Origin of the sequence: Actinosynnema sp. NPDC020468 (genome assembly GCF_040642015.1) — a bacterium.
Taxonomy (GTDB): domain Bacteria; phylum Actinomycetota; class Actinomycetes; order Mycobacteriales; family Pseudonocardiaceae; genus Actinosynnema.
Window position 1 is genome coordinate 8,639 of sequence record NZ_JBFAEO010000040.1, and the last position, 21,776, is coordinate 30,414.

The 21,776-nt window shown below is 73.4% G+C and carries 14 protein-coding genes; 10 read left to right on the top strand and 4 right to left on the bottom strand.

From position 1 onward, the window contains the following. The first annotated feature begins 438 nt into the window (after window positions 1-438). Genes AB0G50_RS25760 through AB0G50_RS25780 form a run of 5 tightly spaced genes read left to right on the top strand, consistent with a single transcriptional unit; the run spans window position 439 to window position 13,457 of the window. The gene (locus AB0G50_RS25760) at window positions 439-2,205 is read left to right on the top strand and encodes a carbamoyltransferase C-terminal domain-containing protein (RefSeq protein WP_360113052.1); all 1,767 of its coding nucleotides are present in this window, start codon (window positions 439-441) and stop codon (window positions 2,203-2,205) included. Further along, a complete protein-coding gene (locus tag AB0G50_RS25765) occupies window positions 2,202-5,501 on the top strand; it encodes an amino acid adenylation domain-containing protein (RefSeq protein WP_360113054.1) in 3,300 nt (1,099 codons plus the stop codon). The genes AB0G50_RS25760 and AB0G50_RS25765 overlap by 4 nt, the downstream gene beginning before the upstream one ends. Next, a complete protein-coding gene (locus AB0G50_RS25770; RefSeq protein WP_360113056.1) occupies window positions 5,498-11,782 on the top strand; it encodes an amino acid adenylation domain-containing protein in 6,285 nt (2,094 codons plus the stop codon). The genes AB0G50_RS25765 and AB0G50_RS25770 overlap by 4 nt, the downstream gene beginning before the upstream one ends. Continuing rightward, window positions 11,779-13,263: an amino acid adenylation domain-containing protein gene (locus AB0G50_RS25775; protein ID WP_360113058.1), complete on the top strand. Its 1,485-nt coding sequence runs from the start codon at window positions 11,779-11,781 to the stop codon at window positions 13,261-13,263. The genes AB0G50_RS25770 and AB0G50_RS25775 overlap by 4 nt, the downstream gene beginning before the upstream one ends. After that, window positions 13,260-13,457: an MbtH family protein gene (locus AB0G50_RS25780; protein WP_360113060.1), complete on the top strand. Its 198-nt coding sequence runs from the start codon at window positions 13,260-13,262 to the stop codon at window positions 13,455-13,457. Before AB0G50_RS25775 ends, AB0G50_RS25780 begins: the two co-directional genes overlap by 4 nt. Window positions 13,458-13,469: 12 nt before the next feature. On the opposite strand, the gene AB0G50_RS25785 is transcribed toward AB0G50_RS25780, so the two are convergent. Together AB0G50_RS25785 and AB0G50_RS25790 are read right to left on the bottom strand one after the other, a co-directional pair. Next, window positions 13,470-13,694: a hypothetical protein gene (locus AB0G50_RS25785; RefSeq protein ID WP_360113062.1), complete on the bottom strand. Its 225-nt coding sequence runs from the start codon at window positions 13,692-13,694 to the stop codon at window positions 13,470-13,472. 184 nt (window positions 13,695-13,878) lie between these two features. Then, window positions 13,879-14,253, bottom strand: coding sequence for a PPOX class F420-dependent oxidoreductase (locus tag AB0G50_RS25790; protein WP_360113063.1), 375 nt, complete (start codon window positions 14,251-14,253; stop codon window positions 13,879-13,881). 363 nt (window positions 14,254-14,616) lie between these two features. Between AB0G50_RS25790 and AB0G50_RS25795 the strand changes: the two genes are divergently transcribed. The 3 genes from AB0G50_RS25795 (at window position 14,617) to AB0G50_RS25805 (ending at window position 17,396) form a co-directional block, all read left to right on the top strand. Then, entirely contained in the window at window positions 14,617-15,717 is a 1,101-nt protein-coding gene (locus tag AB0G50_RS25795) for a trypsin-like serine protease (RefSeq protein WP_360113065.1), read from the top strand. 194 nt (window positions 15,718-15,911) lie between these two features. Beyond that, on the top strand, window positions 15,912-16,508 hold the full coding sequence (locus AB0G50_RS25800) for a hypothetical protein (protein WP_360113133.1): 597 nt from the start codon (window positions 15,912-15,914) through the stop codon (window positions 16,506-16,508). 66 nt (window positions 16,509-16,574) lie between these two features. Beyond that, window positions 16,575-17,396, top strand: a complete 822-nt coding sequence (locus tag AB0G50_RS25805; protein ID WP_360113067.1) for a GNAT family N-acetyltransferase — start codon at window positions 16,575-16,577, stop codon at window positions 17,394-17,396. 12 nt (window positions 17,397-17,408) lie between these two features. Here AB0G50_RS25805 and AB0G50_RS25810 read toward each other — a convergent pair whose 3' ends face one another. Next, window positions 17,409-18,584, bottom strand: a complete 1,176-nt coding sequence (locus tag AB0G50_RS25810; protein WP_360113069.1) for a helix-turn-helix domain-containing protein — start codon at window positions 18,582-18,584, stop codon at window positions 17,409-17,411. 3 nt (window positions 18,585-18,587) lie between these two features. Here AB0G50_RS25810 and AB0G50_RS25815 point away from each other — a divergent pair, with 3 nt between their 5' ends. Together AB0G50_RS25815 and AB0G50_RS25820 are read left to right on the top strand one after the other, a co-directional pair. Further along, window positions 18,588-19,127, top strand: a complete 540-nt coding sequence (locus tag AB0G50_RS25815) for a hypothetical protein (RefSeq protein WP_360113071.1) — start codon at window positions 18,588-18,590, stop codon at window positions 19,125-19,127. Window positions 19,128-19,222: 95 nt separating this feature from the next. Continuing rightward, window positions 19,223-20,002 (top strand): hypothetical protein, encoded by a 780-nt coding sequence (locus AB0G50_RS25820; RefSeq protein WP_360113073.1) that lies wholly within the window; start codon window positions 19,223-19,225, stop codon window positions 20,000-20,002. 55 nt (window positions 20,003-20,057) lie between these two features. Here the strand turns inward: AB0G50_RS25820 and AB0G50_RS25825 are convergent, their stop codons facing one another. After that, on the bottom strand, window positions 20,058-21,617 hold the full coding sequence (locus tag AB0G50_RS25825) for a S8 family serine peptidase (RefSeq protein ID WP_360113075.1): 1,560 nt from the start codon (window positions 21,615-21,617) through the stop codon (window positions 20,058-20,060). Between the last annotated feature and the right edge of the window lie 159 nt (window positions 21,618-21,776).

Sequence of the window (21,776 nt, forward strand, 5' to 3'; positions counted from 1 at the left end):
ACCGCCAAGGACGGCGCCCAGATGATCCGCGCCTCTTTCCAGGGCGATTCACGTCGACCCCGGGTTGTGCTCGTCGAACCCACGCCGGATTCGAGTTCAGAGCGAGTCGTGGTCACGATCCATCCTTCACGGTCGTCGCGCGCAAATGGCTTTCGGCGACCAGTCGATCATGGCCGGCCGCCGCCGGGCAGGCGCGGTCGTGGCCGGACTTCGGGTTGCACAACCCTCCCCCGCACGCGGGGTTGACAGCCGAAACGGCCGCCGCTTAGCCTCGCCCCAGTAAAGCTCCACCAGCCGGGAACAATAACGAGCCGTACCCTCCGGACCATTTTCGGCCTGGTTTTACCCCGGCCCTTCCTTGACGTCGACGGCAATTGTGCTGTGCGCGAAGCAGTACTACCGAGACCTTGTGGGCGAACGGATGCGGAGTGGGCGGCGATGTCGTACGTACTGGGTTACAGCGGCCTGCACGGCAGCCTGCGGCAGTTGCGCGACCGGTATCCCGACGCGGATCCCCGACTGCTGCACCTGACCCAGGGCCTGGACTCCGCCGCCGCGCTGGTGCGTGACGGCCGGGTCGTGGCCGCGGCCGCCGAGGAGCGGTTCACCGGCGAGAAGGGCACCGGCGACTTCCCCGTCCGGGCCGTCGAGTACTGCCTGCGCACCGCCGGGATCACCGCGGCGGACCTCGACGTGGTGGCGCATTCGTTCCACTACGCGCTGGACCCGGACACCGCCGAACTGGACGAGGACGCCGCCGGGCAATTCGCCGCGCTGTACCGGCCGGAACGGCAGCACGAATTGTGGCGCGCGTTCGTCGGCCCGACACCGGACCGTTTCACGGCCGTGCCGCACCACCGCGCGCACGCGCACAGCGCGGTGGACCTCAGCGGTTTCGAGAGCGCCGTGGTGATCGTCAGCGACGGCATGGGCGAAGCAGACAGCATGACCGTGCTGCGGGCCGACGCCACCGGCCTGCACCCGATCCGGACCGTGTCCGCGAGCCACTCCCTGGGCGTGCTGTACAGCCTGGTCACCCACCACCTGGGGTTCCTGCCCGCGATGGACGAGTACAAGGTGATGGGCCTGGCGTCCTTCGGCGACCCCGACCGGTTCGGCGCGGTGTTCGCCGACCTGGTGCGACCCGCGCCGGACGGCGGCCACGTGATCCCGCTGCTGACCCGCGAGGTCGACCGCCGCGGCCAGGACCTGCACGAGGGCGCGCTGGCCGGGTTGGTGGAGCTCTTCGGGCCGGCCCGGCGGCCGGGCGAGGAGGTGACCCAGCGGCACAAGGACATCGCCGCCGGGTTGCAGCGCCGCGTGGAGGAACTGGTGCTGCGCACGGCCGCGTGGGCGCGGTCGGCCACCGGCGAGGCCCGGCTGTGCCTGGCCGGCGGGGTGGCGCTGAACTGCACCGCGAACGGCCGGATCGTGGACTCGGGGTTGTACGACGAGGTGTTCGTCCAACCCGCCGCGGGCGACGACGGCGCGGCGTTGGGCGCCGCGCTGGCGGTGTCCGCCGAACACCCCCGGGTGCGGATGACCATGCCCTACTGGGGCGACGCCTACCCGGACGACACCCTGCTCGAGGTCGCCGCGGCGGCCGAGGGCTTCCTGGTGGAGGAGTTCGCCGACGACCGGGCGCTGGCCGCGCGGGTGGCCGGTGAGCTCGCCGACGGCAGGATCCTGGCCTGGTTCCAGGGCGGCATGGAGTTCGGGCCGCGCGCGCTGGGCAACCGCAGCATCCTGGCCGACCCCCGGTCGGCCGCGACCCGGGACCAGGTCAACCGGCGGATCAAGAAGCGCGAGGACTTCCGGCCGTTCGCGCCGGCCGCGAAAGCCGAGTCCGCGGCCAAGTTCTTCGAGATCAAGCCCGGCGCGGAGGACCAGTACGCGCACATGGTGGTGCTCACCCGCACCAGGCCGGAACACGCCGCCGGACTGGGCGCGGTCACGCACGTCAACGGCACCGCGCGGGTGCAGACCGTGCGGCGGGAGCACAACCTCCGGTTCTGGGAGCTGCTGGACGCGCTGGAGGAGCGGATCGGCGTGCCGGTGGTGCTCAACACCTCGTTCAACGTGCAGGGGCAGCCGATCGTGCGCACGCCGCGGGAGGCGGTGGCGACCGTTCTCCACGCCGGGTTGGACGGCCTGGTCCTCGGGCGCGCCTACCTCCGCCCGACGGGTGCGGAGGCCGCGCGATGAGCACCGCCGCCGAGGTCGCCCGGGTGCTGGCCGAGCAGCTGGGCCGGCCGGAACTGGCTCCGGACAAGGACTTCTTCGCCGAGGGCGGGCACTCGGTGGCCGCGACGCGGGTGGCGGTCGTGCTGCGCCGCTGGCTCGGCCGGGCGGTGCCGATCAACGCCGTGCACCAGTTCCGCACGGCCGAGGCGCTGGCCGCCGCGCTGCCCGGCTTCCCGTTGCTGGAGCAGCCCCCGGTGACCGCCGCCGGACCGCTCACGGAGGAGCTCTCCCCGTCGCAGCGGGCGATGCTGGCCGCGATGCGGTTGACCCCCGAGGTCGGGGTGTACACCATCGGGGTCGCGGCGGAGTTGTCCGGGCCGCTGTCGCTCGACCGGCTGCGCGCGGCGATCGGCTCGGCGGCGGCGACCCAGTCCGGCGCGGTCGCCCGGCTCGCGGCCGACGACTCGGTGCGGCGCGGTACTTTCGGGGTCGACCTGCGGGAGTCCACCGATCCGTCGCCCGAGTGGGCCGCCGGGCTGGTGGCCGAGCCGATCGACGTGCACGACGGGCCGACCGTGCGGGTGGGGTTGGCGAGCACCGGCCCGGGCACCACCCTGTTCGTGCTGGCCGTGCCGCACCTGTTCTTCGACGGGCTCGCGGTGCGCTCGCTGCTGGGTTCGATCGCCGCCGCGTACCGGGGCGAACGCCTGCCGGCCGCCGATCCGTCCACTCCGGACCCCATCGAGTCCACTGTGGACCTGGTGGACGACGGCGAGTCGACCAGGCTGTGGGGGCAGCGCCCGCGCACCGACCCGACCGACGTGCGCGGCGGGTACCGGCCCGGCCGGTGGACCGCCGAGCAGTCGACCGCGATCAGGGCGGCCGCGGCCGCGTGCGGCGGCACGGTGTTCAGCGTCGTGCACGCGGGCGTCGCCGTCGTGGCCGACCGGCTGGGCGACGGCGAGCCGGTCAGCCTGGCGTTCCCGGTGTCACCGCGCGGCACGACCACGATCGCCGACGGCCACCGGGTCCGACTGGACCGGGTGGCCACGACCGTCGGCCCGGACGACACGCTGCGCTCGCTCGTCGCCGCCGTCACCGCCGGGGTCGCCGACGCGCTGGCCCGACCCGGCCTCGACCAGGGCGAGCGGCCACCGCCGCCCGTGGTGCTCGCCCCGCAGGGCACCCCGTTCCGCGAGTTCACCCTGCCCGACGTCGACGTGCGACCTCGCCTGGTGCACAACGGCACGGCGAAGTTCGAGATCACGCTGCTGCTGTTCGAGGACGACGCGGAGATCGGCCTGGACGTCGAGTACCTGCGCCAGTCGAGCACCCCGGAGCACGCCGCCCGGCTGCAACGGCTGATCCTGGACACCGTCGCCACCCTGGTCGCCGACCCCGACCGGCCGATTCGCGGCGTGGGCCTGGGCTCCGTTGTGGACAGTGCGCTCGTCGGCCCGGCGGTGCCCTACGACCGGGACACCTCGATCCACCGGCGGTTCGCCGAGGTCGCCGCGCGCCACCCGGAGCACGTCGCCGTCGAGCAGGACGACCGGCGGGTCACCTACCGGCACCTCGAGCTGGCCGCCGACCAGGTGGCCGCGCGCGTACGCGAAGCACTGCCCGATCCGGGTTCGGCGGTGGCCATCGCCGCCGCGCGGTCGCCGGAACTGCTCGCGGCCGTGCTGGGCGTGCTGGCCGCCGGCCACCACTACGTGCTGCTCGACCCCGCCACCCCGGTGGCCCGGCGGCGCGAGATCGCGCGCGTGGCGGAGGTGCGGCTGCTGCTCACCGACGGGGCCGACGACCTCGGCGTGCCCGTGCTGCCCGTGACGGCCGACCCGGTCGAGGACGCGGACCGGTCGGCTTGGGCGCGGGTCGACCCGTCGGCGCCGGCCTGCGTCTTCTTCAGCTCCGGCACGACCGGAACGCCCAAGGCGATCCTGTCCCCGCACCGCGCGACGGTGCGCACGTTCGACGGCCAGGAGTTCGGCGGCTTCGGGCCGGACACCCGCATGCTGCACGTCGCGGCCCTGCCCTGGGACGGGTTCACCCTGGAAACCTGGGGTCCGCTGCTCAACGGCGGCACCTGCGTGCTGCACCCGGACGAGGGCCTCGACCTCGACCGCCTCGCGGACTCCTTGCGCACCAAGGACATCACCACCCTGTGGCTGTCGGCCGCGCTGTTCGCCGCGCTGGTCGACCACGCCCCGGACGCGCTCGCCGGCGTGCGGCGGCTGATGGTCGGCGGCGAGGCGCTGTCGCCGGAGCACGTGTCCCGGCACCTGACCGGCGGTGGTGGCGCGCTGATCAACGGCTACGGCCCGGCCGAGTCGACGGTGTTCGTCACGACGCACCCGATCACGACCCCGCCCACCGGCGCGGTACCGGCCGGCACGCCGATCGCGAACACCGAGGTCCGGATCCTGGACCGGTACGGCCACCCGGTGCCGCCGCACTGGCCGGGCGAGCTGTGCGTGGCGGGCGACGGGCTGGCGCTGGGCTACCACGCCGACCCGGCGGGCACCGCGGACCGGTTCCGGCCGCACCCGTGGGGAGCGCCGGGCGAGCGGATCTACCACACCGGCGACCTGGCCGCGGTGGCCGACGACGGCACGATCCACCTGCTGGGCCGGGTGGACCGGCAGGTCAAGGTGTCCGGGCACCGGGTCGACCCGGCCGAGGTCGAGGCCGCGATCCGCGCGGTGACCGGTGGTCGGGCCGCCGTGCTCACCCCGCGCACCCCGACCGGCACCCGGGAGATCGTCGCCTTCACCACGCCGGGAACCTCCACTGTGGACGGTGACCGGCTCCGGGCCGAGCTGGCCCGCACGCTGCCCGCGTTCCTGGTGCCCGCCAGGGTGATCGCCCTGCCCGAGCTGCCGCTCACCAGGAACGGGAAGCTGGACACCGCCGCGCTGTCGGCGCTGGCCGAGGCCCCCGCGCAGAACGGAGCAGAACCGTTGACGAACGGAGCACCCCCCGCGGTCGACCCGGCGGCGCTGGTCCGGACCGTGGTCGCCACCGTGATCGCCGAGCAGCTCGGCCGCGAGCCGGCGCCGGGACAGAGCCTCCTGATGGCGGGCTGCACGTCGCTGACCGCCGCCCGCGCCGCCGCGGAGCTGACCCGGCTCACCTCGGTCGCCGTCAGCCCGCGCGACCTGCTCGGCGACCGCACCGTGGACTCGCTCTGCGCGCTGGTCCTGTCGCGCGCGGACGGCGTGCCCGACTTCGCGCACCAGGTCAGGGTCGCGGCCCACCTGGTCACCATCCCGCGCGAGCTGCGCGCCGAGGTCGGCCGGATGGTCACCCGATGAGCGCGCCGACCGGCGAGGCGTTCGCCCTGGTGCCGGGCGATCCCGAGGGCGAGCCGTTCGCGCTCACCGCCGCCCAGCGGGAGATCTGGTTCGCCGAGCAGCTCTCCGGCCCGTCGGCCCGGTACGCGGTGCCGGTCTCGCTGCTGCTGGCCGAACCCCTCGACGCCGATCGCCTGGCCGACGCCGTGCTGGCGGTCGCCCGGTCCCGGGCCGCGCTGCGCACCGTGCTGTCGGTGCGCGACGGCCGCCCGGAGCAGACCGTCCACAGTGCGCTGTCGGTCGACCGCGGCCCGGTCGTGGCGGACGAGGTCGACCCCGAGCGGATCGCCGCCGCCGTCGCCCGGCGCGGTGCGACCGCATGGCGGATCGAGCAGTACCCGCTGCCGGACGGCCGGGCGCTGCTCGTCCTGGTGTGGCACCACGCCTTCGTCGACGGGTGGTCGGTGGAGCTGCTGCTGGCCGACCTGGCCGCCGCGTACCGCGAGGGCACGTCCCGGCGCGACGCGATCAGCCCGGCGGACCTGGTGACGGCGGAACGGGAGCTGCTGTCCGGCGAGGCCGGGCAGGCCGCGTTGCGCCGCCGGGTCGACGCGTGCAGTCCGCTGCCGGAGCCGTGGCGACCCACCGCGGCGCTGGGCACGGCGCTGTCCGGCCTCGGCACGACGGTCGTCGTCACGCTTCCCGAGAAGTGGGTCACCGCCCTGACCGCGGCCGCCGCGGCGGCGGGCGTCACGCCCTACGTGGCCGCGCTGACCGCGTTCGGCGAGGTCGCCCGCCGGTTCGGCGACACGGATCGGGTGCTCGTCGGCACGCCCGCGCACAACCGGCTCAGCCCGGAGCGCCAGGACACCGTCGGCATGCTGGCGAACACCGTCGCGCTGCCGCTCGCCGCCGCCGACGGCCGGCCGTTCGCCGAGGTCGCCGTCGAGGTAGCGGACACCGTGTACGACGCGGTGGACGACGCCGCGATCCCGTTGAGCGACCTGGCTTCCCGGGTGCGTCCCGACGACGACACCGCGCCCCTGGTGCGGCTGCTGTTCGGGATGCACGAGGACGGCCCCGCGCCGGAGTTCACGCCCGGGCGGCCGGCCCGCCGACTGCGCGTGCACACGGCGACGGCCAAGTTCGGCATGACCTGGACCCTGCTCCAGGCCGGCACGGAGGTGGTCCTCGAGGTCGAGTACGACACCGCGCTGGCCGACCGGCCGCTGGTCGACGCCATGATCGAGTCCTGGGCCACCCTGCTCCAGGCCGCGACCAGCACCGCGCTCGACCGGATCCCCCTCGCCGAGAACGCGCCGAGCGCACTGTCCACAGTGGACGTCGGCACGATTCCGGCGGCCGTCCTGGCGAGCGTGGCGCGCACGCCGGACGCGATCGCCGTGGTCGACGGCGACCGGCGGTGGACCTACGCCGAACTCGCCGAGCGCGCCGGGCGGTGGCGGGCCGCGATCCTGGCGACCGGGGTGCACCGGGGTGCGCACGCGGCCGTGCTGGTCGACCGGGCAGGCGAGACGATCGCGGCCCTGCTCGGCGTGCTCTCCGCCGGGTTGACCTACCTGCCGATCGAACCCGACCTGCCCGCGGCCCGCGCCCGGTTCCAGGCCACCGACGGCGCCGCCGCGCTGGTCGTCGGCGCGCGGGACAGGGTGGCGGCCCTGGGCCTGACCGACCTGCCGGTGGTGAGCGCGCCCGCCGAGACCACGGCACCGGTCGTGCCGGTCGATCCCGGCGATCCGGCCTACCTCATCTACACCTCGGGCTCGACCGGGGTTCCCAAGGGCGTGCTGGTGCCGCACTCCGCCGTGACGAGCCTGGTCGAGGTCGGCGCGGAGCGCATCGGGTTCGGCGCGGGCGACGTGTGGCCCGCGTTCCACTCCTACGCCTTCGACGTGAGCGTCTGGGAGATCTGGGGCGCGCTGACCACCGGCGGCCGACTCGTGGTCGTGGACAAGGACACCTCGCGCGACCCGGCCGCGTTGCGCCGGCTCGTGCGCGACCACCGGGTCACGGTCCTGAACCAGACGCCGTCCGCGTTCCGCACCCTGGAGAGCGCCGACGCGGGCGTGTCCGACGCGCTGTCCCTGCGGCACATCGTCTTCGCGGGCGAGCAGGTGCAGCTGGACGCCGTCGGGCGGTGGCGCGCCCGGCACCCCGGGCACCGGATGTGGAACCTGTACGGCATCACCGAGACGACCGTCCACGTGACGGTGCACGAGCTCACCGCCGACGAGGAGCGCAGCGCCGGCCCGATCGGCGTGCCCATGCCCCGCGCCGAGATCCTCCTGCTCGACCACGCCGGGCACCCGGTCGCGCCGTACCAGGTCGGCGAGATCCACGTCGGCGGGCACGGCGTGGCGCACGGCTACTGGGGCCGCCCGGGGTTGACCGCCGAGCGGTTCGTGCCGCACCCGAGCCGACCCGGCGCGCGGCTCTACCGCAGCGGCGACCACGCGTGGCGGGACGAGCACGGCCTCCTGCACTACGTCGGCCGGACCGACGAGCAGGTCAAGGTCCGGGGTTTCCGGATCGAGCTGCCCGAAATCCGCGCCGCGCTGCTGGCGCACCCGGCCGTGACCGGTGCCGCCGTGCTGCTGCGCCGCGACGGCGACCACCTCCGGCTGCACGCGTACTTCACCGCGCCCACCGCGCTCGGGGTCGAGGAGCTGCGCGAGGAACTCGCCCGCACCCTGCCGGCGCACATGATCCCGCACCTGCTGCACCAGGTCGCCGGGATCCCGTTGACCGACAACGGGAAGGTCGACGGGCAGGCCCTGCTCGAGACCACCGGCCCCGCCCGTCCGACCAGGGTGCCGCAGCCGCCGGGCACCGAGGTCGAGCGCACCCTGCTGACCATCTGGCGCACGGTGCTCGGGCGCGAGGACATCGGCGTGACGGACAGCTTCTTCGTCGTGGGCGGCGACTCGATCAGCAGCCTCCAGGTCGTCGGGGGCGCCGCCGAGCACGGCATCCGGCTGACGGTGAAGGACATCTTCGAACACCCGACGATCCGTGCCGTCGCCGCGCACGCCGGCACCGTCACGCCACCGGAAACCCCTGCCGGTGAACCGTTCTCGCTGATCGGCGACCGGGACCGGGCCCGACTGCCGGAGACCGCGATCGACGCCTACCCGCTCGCGTCGTTGCAGGCCGGCATGGTCTACCACATGGACAGCGACCCGGAGGGGTTGCCGTACCACAACGTCGACAGCTTCCGGGTTCGCGGACCCTGGGCGCCCGAGCGGTTGGCCCAGGCCGTGCAGGACACCGTGGCGCGGCACGAGAACCTGCGCACCTCGTTCGACTTCGAGCGCTACAGCCAACCGCTGCAACTCGTGCACGCCGAGGCCACCCTGCCGATCGTGTTCGAGGACCTGCGGGAGCTGTCGGACGAGGACCGCCGCGCCCACCTCGGCGCGCTGCTGCGCCGGGAACGCCGCAACCGGTTCTCGCTGGCCGCGCCGCCGTTCCTCCGGTTCTCCTTCTCGCGACTGTCCGAAGAGGACTTCCAGTGGACGCTCACCGAGCACCACGCCATCCAGGATGGCTGGAGCCTGCACTCCATGATCGCGGAGATCCTGGACCGGTACGTGGCCCTGGTCGACGATCCCGACACCCCGCCGCTTCCCCGGCCCCGGTCGCGGTACCGCAACTACGTCGCGGCCGAGCTGACCGCGCGCCGGGCGGCGCAATCGCGGGAGTACTGGGAACGCCTGCGCGACCGGGAACCCGAGCGGCTGCCGACGTGGACCGACCGCCCGACCGCCGACGGCGGGCACGGCGCGCGTGACGAGTGGTCGTTCGAGCAGCCGGAAACCGGCCGGTTCGGCTACCTGGAGACCAAGCTCCCCGGCGAGCTGACCGCACGCCTGCTCGACACGGCCGCAGCGCTGGAGGTGCCGTTCAAGAGCCTGCTGCTGGCCGCGCACCTGCGCGTGGTCGGCCTGGTGTACGGCACGGACAGCCCGACCAGCGGCGTCACCATGAACGGGCGGCTGGACGAGCCCGGCGCGACCGAAACCCGCGGCCTGTTCCTGAACACGCTGCCACTGCGGCTGCCGCTGCCCGACGGCACCTGGGCCGACCTGTGCCGCGCGGCGCTGGCCGCCGAGATCGACCTGCTCCCGCACTGCCGCTACCCGCTGTTCGAGGTGATCCGCCAGGTCGGCGACGCCGCGAAGTTCGACGTGTCGTTCATCTACAACCACTTCCACGCGATGACCGAAACCCTGCGGTCGGGCCGGGCGCGGATCGTGGACGACAAGATCGACTCGTTCGCCTCCGACCGGTCCGAGCCCACCAACATCGGCCTGGTCGCGGGCTTCCTGCTCAGCCCGGTCGACGCGAATCTGTTGCTGGCGCTGGACTACGACACCGAACGCGTCGGCCGTCGCCAGGTGGCCTCGATCCGCGAGCTGTACCTCCGGGTGCTGCACGCGATCGCGGACGACCCGGCGGCGCCCTGGCGGGACGCGGACCTGAGCGACCCGGGCGAGCGGGCGTGGACGGTCGACCCGGTGGGGGTCGACGCGCCGGCCACCCTGCCGGAGCTGTTCGCGGAGGTCGCGGCGCGGACACCGGACGCGATCGCGATCCGGGACGGCGCCGAGGAGATCGGCTACGCGGACCTGCTGGCCCGGGCGGGCCGCTGGGCGCGGGCGTTGCGGGAACGGGGAGTCCGCCGCGGCGATTTCGTCGCCGTGGTGCACGAGCACTCCGCGGACCTGCTGCTCGCCGTGGTCGGCGGCCTCCTGGCCGGCGCGGCCGTGGTGCTCGCCGACCCGACCGTGCCGCCGGCTCGACTGGCCCGGATGCTCGGCAGACTCGGCCGCGGCCACCTGATCACCACCACCGCCGGTCCCGTGCCGGACTGGCCGACGCTCAACGCGGCCGACCTCACCGACCCGGCCGCCGGGTTCGCCGACCCCGGGCTGCGGCCGGAGGACCTGGCGTACGTGATCCACACCTCGGGCTCGACCGGCGAGCCGAAGGCGGTGGCCGTGTCGCACGCCTCGGCCGGCCACTACCTGCGGTGGGCGGCGAGGGAACTGGAGTTGACGGGCCCGGTGCCGCTGTACGCGACGATCGGCGCCGACCTGACCGTGACGAGCCTGCTCGGCCCGCTGGTCGCCGGCGGCACGGTGGTCGTCGTGCGCAGCGCGGACAACCGGGTCGCGTTCGGCACCGCGCTCGCCGAGCCGATCGCCTACGCGGCGGTCAAGGCCACGCCGAGCCACCTGCGGATGCTCGCCGCCGGCGACCGGACGGACATCCGCGCCACGACCCGGGTGCTGGTCTCCAGCGGCGAAGCCCTGGCGGGCGAGGACGTCGCGTGGGCGGCGGAGACGTTCCCCGGCGTGCGGATCGTCAACGAGTACGGCCCGACCGAGGCCACCGTCGGCTGCACGGCGTGGGACACCGACCCGGCGCTGAGCGGACCGGTGTCGATCGGTCGGCCGTTCGCCGGGTCCGGCATCCACATCCTGGACCCGACCGGGCGACCGGTGCCGGCGGGCACACCCGGCGAGGTGTACATCGGCGGCCCGCTGGTGGCCTGGGGTTATCTCGGCGACCCGGCGAGAACCGCGGACCGCTTCGTGCCGGACCCGTTCTCCACCGAGCCGGGCGCGCGGCTGTACCGCACCGGCGACCTCGGCCGCCGGCTGCCCGACGGCACGCTGGACTACCTGGGCCGGCTGGACGACCAGATCAAGCTCAACGGCTACCGGGTCGAGCCCGGCGAGATCGTCGCGGTGCTCGCCGAACACCCGGACATCACCGGGGCCGCCGTGATCGTCCACAACGGACATCTGGTCGCGTACCTGACGCCGGGCGTTCCCGAGGACTGGCGCGAGCACGCCGCCCGGCTGCTGCCCGCGTACATGGTTCCCGCGGTCGCCGCCGGCGTGCCCGAGCTGCCCCTCACCACGAGCGGCAAACTCGACCGGTCCCGGCTGCCCCGCCCGCCGACGCCCACCGCCACGACACCGTCGCGCGCGCCGAACACCCCGTTGGAGCAGGCCGTCGCGGACATCTGGCGCGAGCTGCTCGACGTCACCGAGGTCGGCGCCCACGACGACTTCTTCGGGCTGAGCGGCCATTCGATGGGCCTGATGCAGATGGTCGTGCGGGTCTCGGAGGCGGTCGGGGTCCGGCTGTTGCTGCCGGACCTGCTCGGCGACCTGACGGTGGCGGGCATCGCGGAGGTGGCGCGCCGGCGGCTCGCCGAGAGCACGGACCCGACCGTTCCGGAGCAGGCACAGGGAAAGGCCGTCCAGTGACCGGACCAGCGCAGCTCGGCGGGTTGGTGCCCGCCCTGATCGAACGGGCCGCCGCGGCCTCCTCGGGCCGGACCGCCGTGATCACCACCGCGTGGGCGGTGACCTACGACGTCCTGCTCGACCGGGCCCGCCGGATCGCGGGCGCACTGCGCGAACACGGCGTGCGCCAGGGCGACATCGTGGCGCTGTGCACGCGGCGGGACCCGGACTACGTGGCGAGCGCGTTGGCGGTGTGGTTCGCCGGTGCCGCGTTCCTGCCGCTGGACCCCGGGCTCCCCGAGGCGCGCAAGGAGCACATGCTCACGACGGCGGGGGTGCGCGTCACCCTGGCCAAGGGCGACGTGGAGACCTCGCCCAGCATGAAACTGCTCGACGTGGACCAGGCGGCGCGCCACGAGCCGCTGCCCGACCCGTCGACCACCCGCGCCGACGACCCGGCCTTCGTGATCTACACGTCCGGCTCGACGGGCAGGCCCAAGGGCGTCGCCCTGTCCCACCGCGGTCTCGCCGGCACCGTCAACGCCCTGCTCGCCCGGCCCGCCCTGCGCGCGCGTCCGGTCGGACTCGCGGTGTGCGCGCAGACGTTCGACGTCTCGGTCTTCGACATGATGTACGCGCTGGCCTCCGGTGGCACGGTGGTGCTCGCCGACCCCGCGGAACGGGTCGACCCGGACGCGATCGCCGATCTGGTGCGGGACCACGGGATCGGCTGGGTGGCGGCGACTCCGACGTGGATGCACATGCTGGTGACGCTCCGCCCGGACTGCCTGCGCGACGTGCTGGCGATCTGCGCGGGCGAACTGCTCACCTCGACCCTGGTCTCCCTGCTGCTCGACGCCGGGGCGGTGGTGTGGAACGCCTACGGGCCGACGGAAACCACCATCTTCACGGTGATCCACGAACTGCCCCGGCCCATCACCGGCGCCGCGCCGGTCGGTCGGATGCTGCCGGGCGAGATCGCGATCATCGTGGACGACAACGGCGAGCAGTGCCCGCCCGGCGAACCGGGAATGCTCTACATCGGCGGCTGCGGCGTCGGACTCGGCTACGTCGGCACGGAGGCCAACTCAGCGTCGTTCGTCGAGGATCCGGTCTACGGCAGGCTCTACCGCACGGGCGACATCATCAGCCAGGACGCCACCGGCCTCATGCGCTTCATCGGCCGCGACGACGACCAGGTCAAGGTTCGCGGTTTCCGCATCGAACTGGGAGAACTGGAGAGCGCCGCCCTGGAACACCCCCGGGCCCGCAACTCCGCGGCCTGGGTCTTCGACGCCCCGGTGCTCGGCCCCACCCTGACCCTGGCCGTGCAGCTGGACGACACCGGTCCCGGGCGCGAGGAGGAACTGACCGCCGTCCTGGCCGCCCGCCTGCCCGAGTACATGCTGCCCGGCCGCACCGTCCTGCTGGCCGAGTGGCCGACCAACCCCAACGGCAAAACCGACAAGGCCGCGCTGCGCGCCCTCATCGACCAGGAGTGACCGTGCCCGAGTACACCGTCGTGGTCAACGACGAGGAACAGCACTCGATCTGGCCGACCGACCGCCCGCTCCCGGCGGGCTGGCGGGAAATCGGCGTCACGGGCCCCCGCGAGGAATGCCTGGACCGCATCGGTCGTCTGTGGCCCGACATCCGCCCCCTGAGCGTCCGCCGCGCACTCCCCGACCCCCGGTAGCCCCGGCGCCGCTCACCCGTCCGCTTCGTCGCCGGTCACCCCCTCCCGCCACTTCCGGCGCTTCGCCCACTTCGCGACGGCGGACGCCAGCAGGGCACCGCCCAGACCACCGACCGCGCCGCGCAACCACGGGAGCTCGTCCAGGTAGAACACCGTCAGCACCACGATCACCGCGTAACCGACGAGGACGCCGAGGTGGATCGACCGACGCCGCCGAGGGGTGAGGGGTCGGGTCATCGGAGAAGACGTCCGATCGGAGGGCCTGCTTCGAGGGTGCACTCGGCCGCGACGACACCGGTGGTGTCGCGGTTAAGGCCGGTGCGGGCGCGGTTGTCCACGGGCCCGGTTACCCCGCGCGCGGTCCGCGTGAACAGTCGCCGGCGAGTCGGCTGCCGGCGCGCCGGGTCGGGCGACCCGCGGGTCACCCCACGTTGTGCCGGTCGACCCGGATGAGCGCGACCACCCGCTCGTCACCACGCGGGTAGGCGGCGCCGACGTACTTGGTCGAGATCCGGTCGACGATCTCCCACCCGGCGTCGCCGTCCACCCACTCGACCACCGTCCCGCGCACCACCACCGGCTGGAACGGGTTGTCCGGCGGTGTCAGCGACAGCGCGACGCGGGGGTCGCGGCGCAGGTTGCGGGCCTTGCGGGTGCCGGGGCCGGTGAAGATGGCGACGTGGTCGCCGTGCGTGCCGACCCACACCGGGACCGAGTGCGGACCGCCGTCGGGCAGCACGCTGGCCAGGTGGGCGATCGCCGTGCCGTCGAGCAGTCGACGCAACTCGGGGGTCATCCGAACGCTCCCATCATGGTTCCCTGAAGAGACTCGTGAACCGTACCAGTACGAGTTCCCTCAGGGAACCCACGGTCGGAACGGGCGTTCCGCCGCATTAGCCAGTTCACAATTTATCCCGCATGACGGGAGCACGCCCACCTCCCGAACCGCCCCTCCGGCCCATCGGCGCTGGTCCGCGCACCCGCCGGCCGCCGACGAACGCCGTCGGCCGCGGAGGGGCATAAACCACGCCTATGCCCAGCCTGAATGGCACCACTCGGCGGCGGTGGGGTGATGGTGTCCGGGAAGACCGGACGAAGGCGTCCGTTCTGCGCACGGCCTGCACCGTGCGTCCCTGCTGCGTGATCGAAAGGCAGATCGATGAAGACCGCTCGCCGCACCGGGAGGGTCGCGTTGTTCGCGCTCGCCCTGGGCCTGGTCCTCGCGGGCGGCCACGACGCCGTGGCCGCGCCCACCACCACCGAGCCGCCGGTGGAAACCCAGATCATCGGCGGTCACAACGCCTCCGAGACCTACCCGTTCTTCGCGTTCCTGAGCAACGGCTGCGGCGGCAGCCTCGTTGCTCCGCAGTGGATCGTCACCGCCACCCACTGCGGCAGCGCGTCCTCCGCCCGGATCGGCTCCACCGCCCGCAGTTCCGGCGGCGAGGTCCGCACGGTCGACCGCGTGGTCAACCGCTCCGGCACGGACCTGACGATGATGCACCTGTCCACCGCGTCCACCCAGACCCCGATCACCATGGCCACCGCCAACCCTGCGGTCGGCAGCGGCGTGCGGCTGATCGGGCTGGGCTGCACGAGCTGGCCCTCGTGCTCCAACCCCTCCACGCTCCAGGAGATCGACCTGACCGTGCTGGCCTCGAGCCGGTGCGCGGCGGGCGGCGGCGCGTCCACCGACGTGTGCGTCTCCGGCGACCGCACGCACTCGGCGTGCCACGGCGACTCCGGCGGCCCGGCGATCGTCGGCACCCGCGGCAACTGGACCCTGGTCGGCGAAACCCACGGCCCGGGCGACAACAACGGCGAATGCGCCACCACGACCCTCTACACCGGCATCGCGGCGAACCTGTCGTGGATCAACCAGCAGACCGGCGGCACCACCACCCCGCCCACCGGCGGCAAGTTCGAGAACACCGACAACGTGGCCATCCCCGACAAGGGCGCCGCGGTCACCAGCCCGGTCACCGTCACCGGCCGCACCGGCAACGCCCCGTCGGCGCTCAAGGTCAACGTCGACGTCAAGCACACCTACCGCGGCGACGTCGTCCTGGACCTGGTCGCGCCCGACGGCTCGACCTACCGCCTGAAGAACGCCTCCTACAACGACTCCGCCGACAACATCGTCACCACCTACACCGTCAACGCCTCCTCCGAGGCCGCCAACGGAACCTGGCAGCTGAAGGCGCAGGACGTCGAGGTCAACGACACCGGCTACATCGACGCCTGGAGCCTCCAGTTCTGACCTGAGACCCGACGTCCGGGCGCGCGCCACGCCCGGACGTCGTCCTCTCCGGGCCCGGAACCCCGCGCTGCCGTACGTTGTCCGCCGTGGCGCCCTCCGAACCGCCGTCCGGCCGCACGCCGGCCGACCACCGCGTCCCGGCGTGGCGCCGCCCCACCGAGGGCGCCCAGCGCTGGCCGGCCGCCGTGACCGTCATGGTCGCGATAGCCCTTCAGTCCGTGCTGCCGGACCAACTGGCGGTCCGCCCGCAGTGGTTGCTGCCGGCCCTCTCCGTCCTCCTGCTGGTGGCCCTGGTGATCCTGGGCCCGGGCGCCGCGTCGACGCACCACCGCCACGCCCGGAAGGTCTCCCTGGCCCTGGTCGCGGTGGTCAGCGCGGGCAACGTGCTGTCCGCCGCCCGGCTGATCCGCGGCATCGTGGCCGGCACGGTGGGCGACCAGGCCGCCGCCCTGCTCTCCGCGGGAGCCGCGATCTACCTGACCAACATCGTCGTGTTCTCCCTCTGGTACTGGGAGTTCGACCGGGGCGGCCCCGCCGCGCGGGCGGCCGGCACCAGTCCCCACCCGGACCTGCTGTTCCCCCAGATGACGAGCCCGGACCTCGCCCCGCCCGACTGGGAACCGGCCTACGTCGACTACCTGTACCTGTCCTTCACCAACGCGACCGCCTTCAGCCCCACCGACGTGATGCCGCTGAAGACGTGGGCGAAGCTGACGATGCTGGTCCAGTCGGCCGTGTCCCTGGTCCTGGTGACCCTGGTGGTGGCACGGGCGGTGAACATCCTGCACTGACCCCGCCGCCTGCCCGCGCGGGAAAACCGGTGGCCGCGGCCCGGCGTGGTGCGGTGTGATCGGGCGGTGGACGAGGACGGCGTCGTGGGCGTGCTGCGGGAGTGGCAGCGCGACGGGACCGCGCAACTGCACCCGGGAGACCTGGGCTGGTTCCGGCGGTTCGGCGCCGAGGCCGCGACGGCGGCCGTGCGGACCTGGGCGCGGGACGGGCGGGTGCTCGCCGTCGGGCTGCTGGACGGGCCCGGCCTGGTGCGGTTGACGGTCGCGCCGGACGCCTTTCGGGACGAGGACTTGGCGCGCTCGGTGGTCGCGGACGTGGACGCCCTCCTCCCGGAGGGCACGGCGGCCGTCGAGTCGCCGTCGGGGTCGGCGGTCCGGGACCTGTTGTCCGACAGCGGGTGGGAGCCGGGCGAACCGTGGACACCGCTGTGCCGCGACCTGACCGGGCCGGTGCCGGACCCCGGTGTCCGGGTCGAGGTCGTCGGGCCGGAACGGGCGCACGTGCGGGCCGCCGTGCAACGGGCGTCGTTCGACGGGTCGACGTTCACGACGTCGCGGTGGCACGCGATGGCGGCCGGACCGGCCTACGCCGACGCGCGGTGCCTGGTCTCCCACGACGGGAACGACGCGGTGGCGGCGGTGACGGTGTGGTCGGCCGGTCCGGGCAGGCCCGGGTTGCTGGAGCCGATGGGCGTGCACCGGGACCACCGCGGTCGCGGCCACGGCACGGCGATCACCCTCGCCGCGGCCGCCGCGCTCCGCGCGCTCGGCTCGTCCAGCGCGATCGTGGCCACACCGAGTGCCAACGCGGGCGGGGTCGCCACCTACCTGGCCGCGGGGTTCCGGCGGCTCCCCGAGGTTGCGGACCAGGTCAGGAGATCCCGGTGAGCCGGTACGCGGTCACGGCGCCCGGCCCGCGCGGAACTCGCTGGGCGACAGGCCGGTTTCCCGGCGGAACGCGCGGCTGAAGTCGGCGGGGCGGGTGAAGCCCCGGCGCGCGGCGATGGCCGCGATGGTCAGGTGGCGCAGCGCCGGGTCGGCGAGGTCGCGGCGGCAGCGGTCGAGGCGGCGGTGGCGGACGTGGGCGTCCACACCGGTGTCGTGGTGCTGCTGGAAGATCCGGTGCAGGTAGCGCACGGAGATGTGGTGCGCGGCGGCGATGGCCGGCGGGTCGAGGTCGGGCCGGTGCAGGTTCTCCTCCACGAAGTCCTTGACGCGCAGGTAGAGCACCTGCGACGGCGAGCCCGGCGGCGCGGTGTCGTCGTCCAGGTGGTGCGCGAGCCACGCGCTCACCAGGTCGATCGCGATCGGCCCGAGCCGGTGGGCGTCGTGCTCGGTCCACCGGCCGCGGTCGTCGGTCAGCGCGACGAGGAACCCGGTGAGCAGCCGACCGATGCCCGTCGTCGCCGGGAGCGGCACGGCGAGCAGCCGGGCGACCTTGTGCGCGGGCAGCGGCAACAGCCGCCGCCGGAATTGCAGGACCACCGACTCCGCCGGCGGGGTGGAATCGCCGACGCGCGCCTCGAATGGCCGTGAACTGTCGTAGACCACCAACTCGCCCGCGTCGACGACCACATTTCTACGGTTTTGCTCGATACCTTGCCGACCGGACCGCACCAGCCCCACCTGGCACAACTCCGGATCCGATCGGCGGATCGCCCGGTAGGTCCGCCGAGAGGAAAGCGAGGTGTAGGACATGCCGGTCACCTGCGCTATTCCCAACGACCGGACGCCGAGCCGGGCGTGGAATCCGGTTGCTTCCGGCACGTGGAACTCCGTGGTCACCAACGCTTTCCCGGTGACGTCTCGCCACGCCTCCGCACGGTCCTGACCAGGTATTTTGTCACTGTCGAACAGTTCGAGCACGATTTCCCCCTTCGAGCCCCCGCTCACCGCGATCGTGCCACAACGCGCGCCGGCGCAGAAGGCACTCGGTGCGCAGGGCAGTGCACCCACAGCTGAGGACGACCCGTCCGGCCCGCACCCAGAATGGGAGGCGCACCACCGGGAAAGCCCAGGCGAATCGGCTACCGGATTCGCGTCCGGGCACCCGTCCGAATCACGAGAGGGGAGCACGACATGCGTGTGCAGGGGGTTGTCGGAGCAGTGCTGCTGGCCGTGGGCCTGACCACGGCGGGGCTCGCGCCGGCCGACGCGACACCCGCGTCCGGCTTCGCCGCCGAGGGCCGGGCGGCGGGGTTGAGCGCGGCGCAGATCGCCGCCGTCCAGATCGAGGCCGACGGCTACCTGGCGGACCTGGGGGGTCGTCAGGTGGCGCTGAACCGGATCGAACTGGAGGGCGCCACCATCACCATCGCCGTGCCGGGCGGCTCACGGCTCGCGCCCGACCCGAACTGCGACGGGGGTATCGACCCCAAGCACTTCTGCGCCTACCGGAAGCCCGGCTACACCGGGACGAACATCGACATGTTCGCCTGCGGCGTCTACGACATCCCGGAGTCCTGGGTCGGTCCCGGCTCCTGGTTCAACAACCAGACGAAGGGCACCGTGGCGGAAATGCTCAACGACGCGGGCAAGGTCATCCACTACACGCGCCCGGCGCCGTACGGGGACCCGAACGGCAACTGGACGCCGGTCGACCGCGTCCGCAACTGCTGACCCACCCGTCGAACGACCCGACCCCGGTCCGCACTCCCGCGGACCGGGGTCGGGCGGCGCGTCGCCGGGCCACCGCGAGGTCGTAAAGTTCGCCCGTGATCAACGCATCCACGCTGTCCGACGACTGGCGCCGGCAGCTCACCGAGGCCTTCGGGATCATGCTCGGCGGACCGCTCGCGGCGCACTCCCCCGACGCCGACTACGCCGCCTACGTGGGCGGCGACGTCTTCGACGAGTTCGGCTACAACCGCGACCCCGCCTGGGTCCGGCCCGCCGCCCTGGCGGGCGCGGAGCCGGTCGTGCTGGAGTGCGGCCTGTTCGACCAGGGCGAGCCGCCGTCGCGGTTCGACGCGGCGCGCTCCCTCTTCGAGTTCGAGGACCTGGAAAGCGCGCCGCACCAGGGGTTCGCGGCCGATGTCGCCGAGGTGGCGGTCGCGGACGGGGTGGTGCGCGGCGCGGACCTGGCCGTCCTGGCGCAACGGCACGGCGTCGACCTCGCCGACGAGGCGTGGGCGGACAGCTGGTACGTCCGCTACCCGAGGCTCGTCTCGGACGGCACGCTGTTCGACGCGGTGCGGGTCGCGTTGACCCTCGGCGACGGGCCGGAGAGCGTGCTGCCGCTCAAGGCCGAGGCGACCGACGCGTGGGCGCGGGCGCTGGAAGCGGTGGAGGACCCCGGGTTGCGCGCCCACCTGGCCTACTTCTGCACCGACGGCGGCCGGGGTCTGATGCACTTGGGCGCCAACCAGGGCAGCGACGACACCCTGGTGGGCAAGGGTTCCGAGGTGCTGGCCAACTGGCTGGAGGGCCAGTCGCAGGTGGAGTTCACCGTGTTCCGGCTCAGCGAAGCCGTTTCCGGCCCGCCGGCCGAGTAGCGCGCCGGTGCGTTCGTCGCCGTGGGGAGGGCGGCGAACGCACCGGTCGGGCGCGTCAGACGGTGAGGGACCAGCTGTCGATCGTGCCGGTGTCGAAGCGGTAGACGTCGCGGACGCCCAGCTTCCAGGTCCCGTTCTTCGCCTCCGACGACAGGTTCACGGTGTAGGTGGCCCGCACGTCGTCCGCCGCGTCACCCGCCGAGGCCGGCTTGAGCGCGTACGCGGTGCCGTCCGGCGCGATGAGCTCGACCAAGAGGTCGCCCCGGTACGGGTGCGCGATGGCGACCTCGACCGACGCCGACGCCGACGCGGCCCCGTCGCACCCGGACACGGTGATCGGACTGGTCACCGCGGCACCCGCGTCGGGCACCGCCACGTCGGCGCCGTTGGTCTGCCTGGCGCACGTCGGCGCCGGCCCACCCGCGGTGATCTCCTTGGTGTAGAGCAGTTTGTTCGGCGATCCGGCGCCCGGGTCGGTGACCTTGCCGGGCGTGGCGAGGTCGGTGAGCGCCTTCGCGACCTCGGCCGGCGTCGCGGACGGGTGGCCCTGCAAGTACAGCGCGGCCGCGCCCGTCACGTGCGGGGTGGCCATCGAGGTGCCGGAGTTGCCCGCCGTGGCCGTGTCGCTGCTGTTGGACAACGAGGTGATGTTGCCACCGGGCGCGTAGATGTCCACGCAGGAACCGGTGTTGGAGAAGCTCGACCGGCGGTCGCCCTGGTCGATCGAGGCGACGGTGATCGCCTCGGCCACCCGCGCCGGGCTGTAATCGCACGCGCTGGCACCGTTGTTGTTGCCGGCGGCCACCGCGTAGACGAATCCCGCGCGGATCGAGGCCCGGATCTGCTCGTCGCCGATCCCCGTTTCGAACTGGCCGATGCTGATGTTGACCACGGCGGGTTTGACGCCGTTCGCGGTGATCCACTCGACCGCGTCGCCGAGCAGCGAGTCCGGCCCGTTGTTGTCGCAGCCGAGCACCCGCAGCGCGACGAGCTTCGCCTTCTTGGCCACGCCGTAGGTCTTGCCGACCGCGGTGCCCGCCGTGTGCGTGCCGTGGCCGTTGCAGTCCGACGCGTCCTCGTCCTTGTCCAGGAAGTCGTGGCCGGACCGGGCCCGACCCTCGAAGTCCTGGTGCGTGACGCGAACGCCGCTGTCCACGCTGTACACCGTGACGCCCTCGCCGGTGGCGTTGTACTCGTACTTGCGGTCCACCGCCGTGTCGCGCTGGTCGACGCGGTCCAACCCCCAGGTCGGGTTGGCCTGCACGTCCGAGCCGCGCATCCTCCCGTCCTCGTACACCGTGCGCACGGCCGGGTCGGCGGCCAGCCTGCGCGCCTGGTCCTCGGTCATGCCGTGCACCGAGTACCCGCGCGCGGTGACCTTGTAGGTCGACGCGATCGTGCCGCCGTAGGTCGCCACCAGCGACCGGGACGTCGTGTCCACCGCGGCCGCGGCGGCGTCCTTGAGCACCACGACGTACTGGCCCGCGTAGTGCTCCTTGGCCTGCACCACGGTCCCGAGGGCGGGCGCGGCGACCGCCGGCACCGCCGCGACCGTCAGGCCGGCGCACGTGACACCCACCGCGAGCGCGGCGAGACCTGTTCTCCGATTCGTCATTCGCGAACTCCCTCGTACGAGCGGTGGCAGGGCAGGGAAAAGGGGACACCGCTCCGCGACCACCATCCGGCAGTCGGCCGCCGGGGGAAACCCGTGCGCTATTAGTAGGGGTACCCATTCAAATTCCGGAATGCCGCCACAAATGGGACCTTCTCAGCG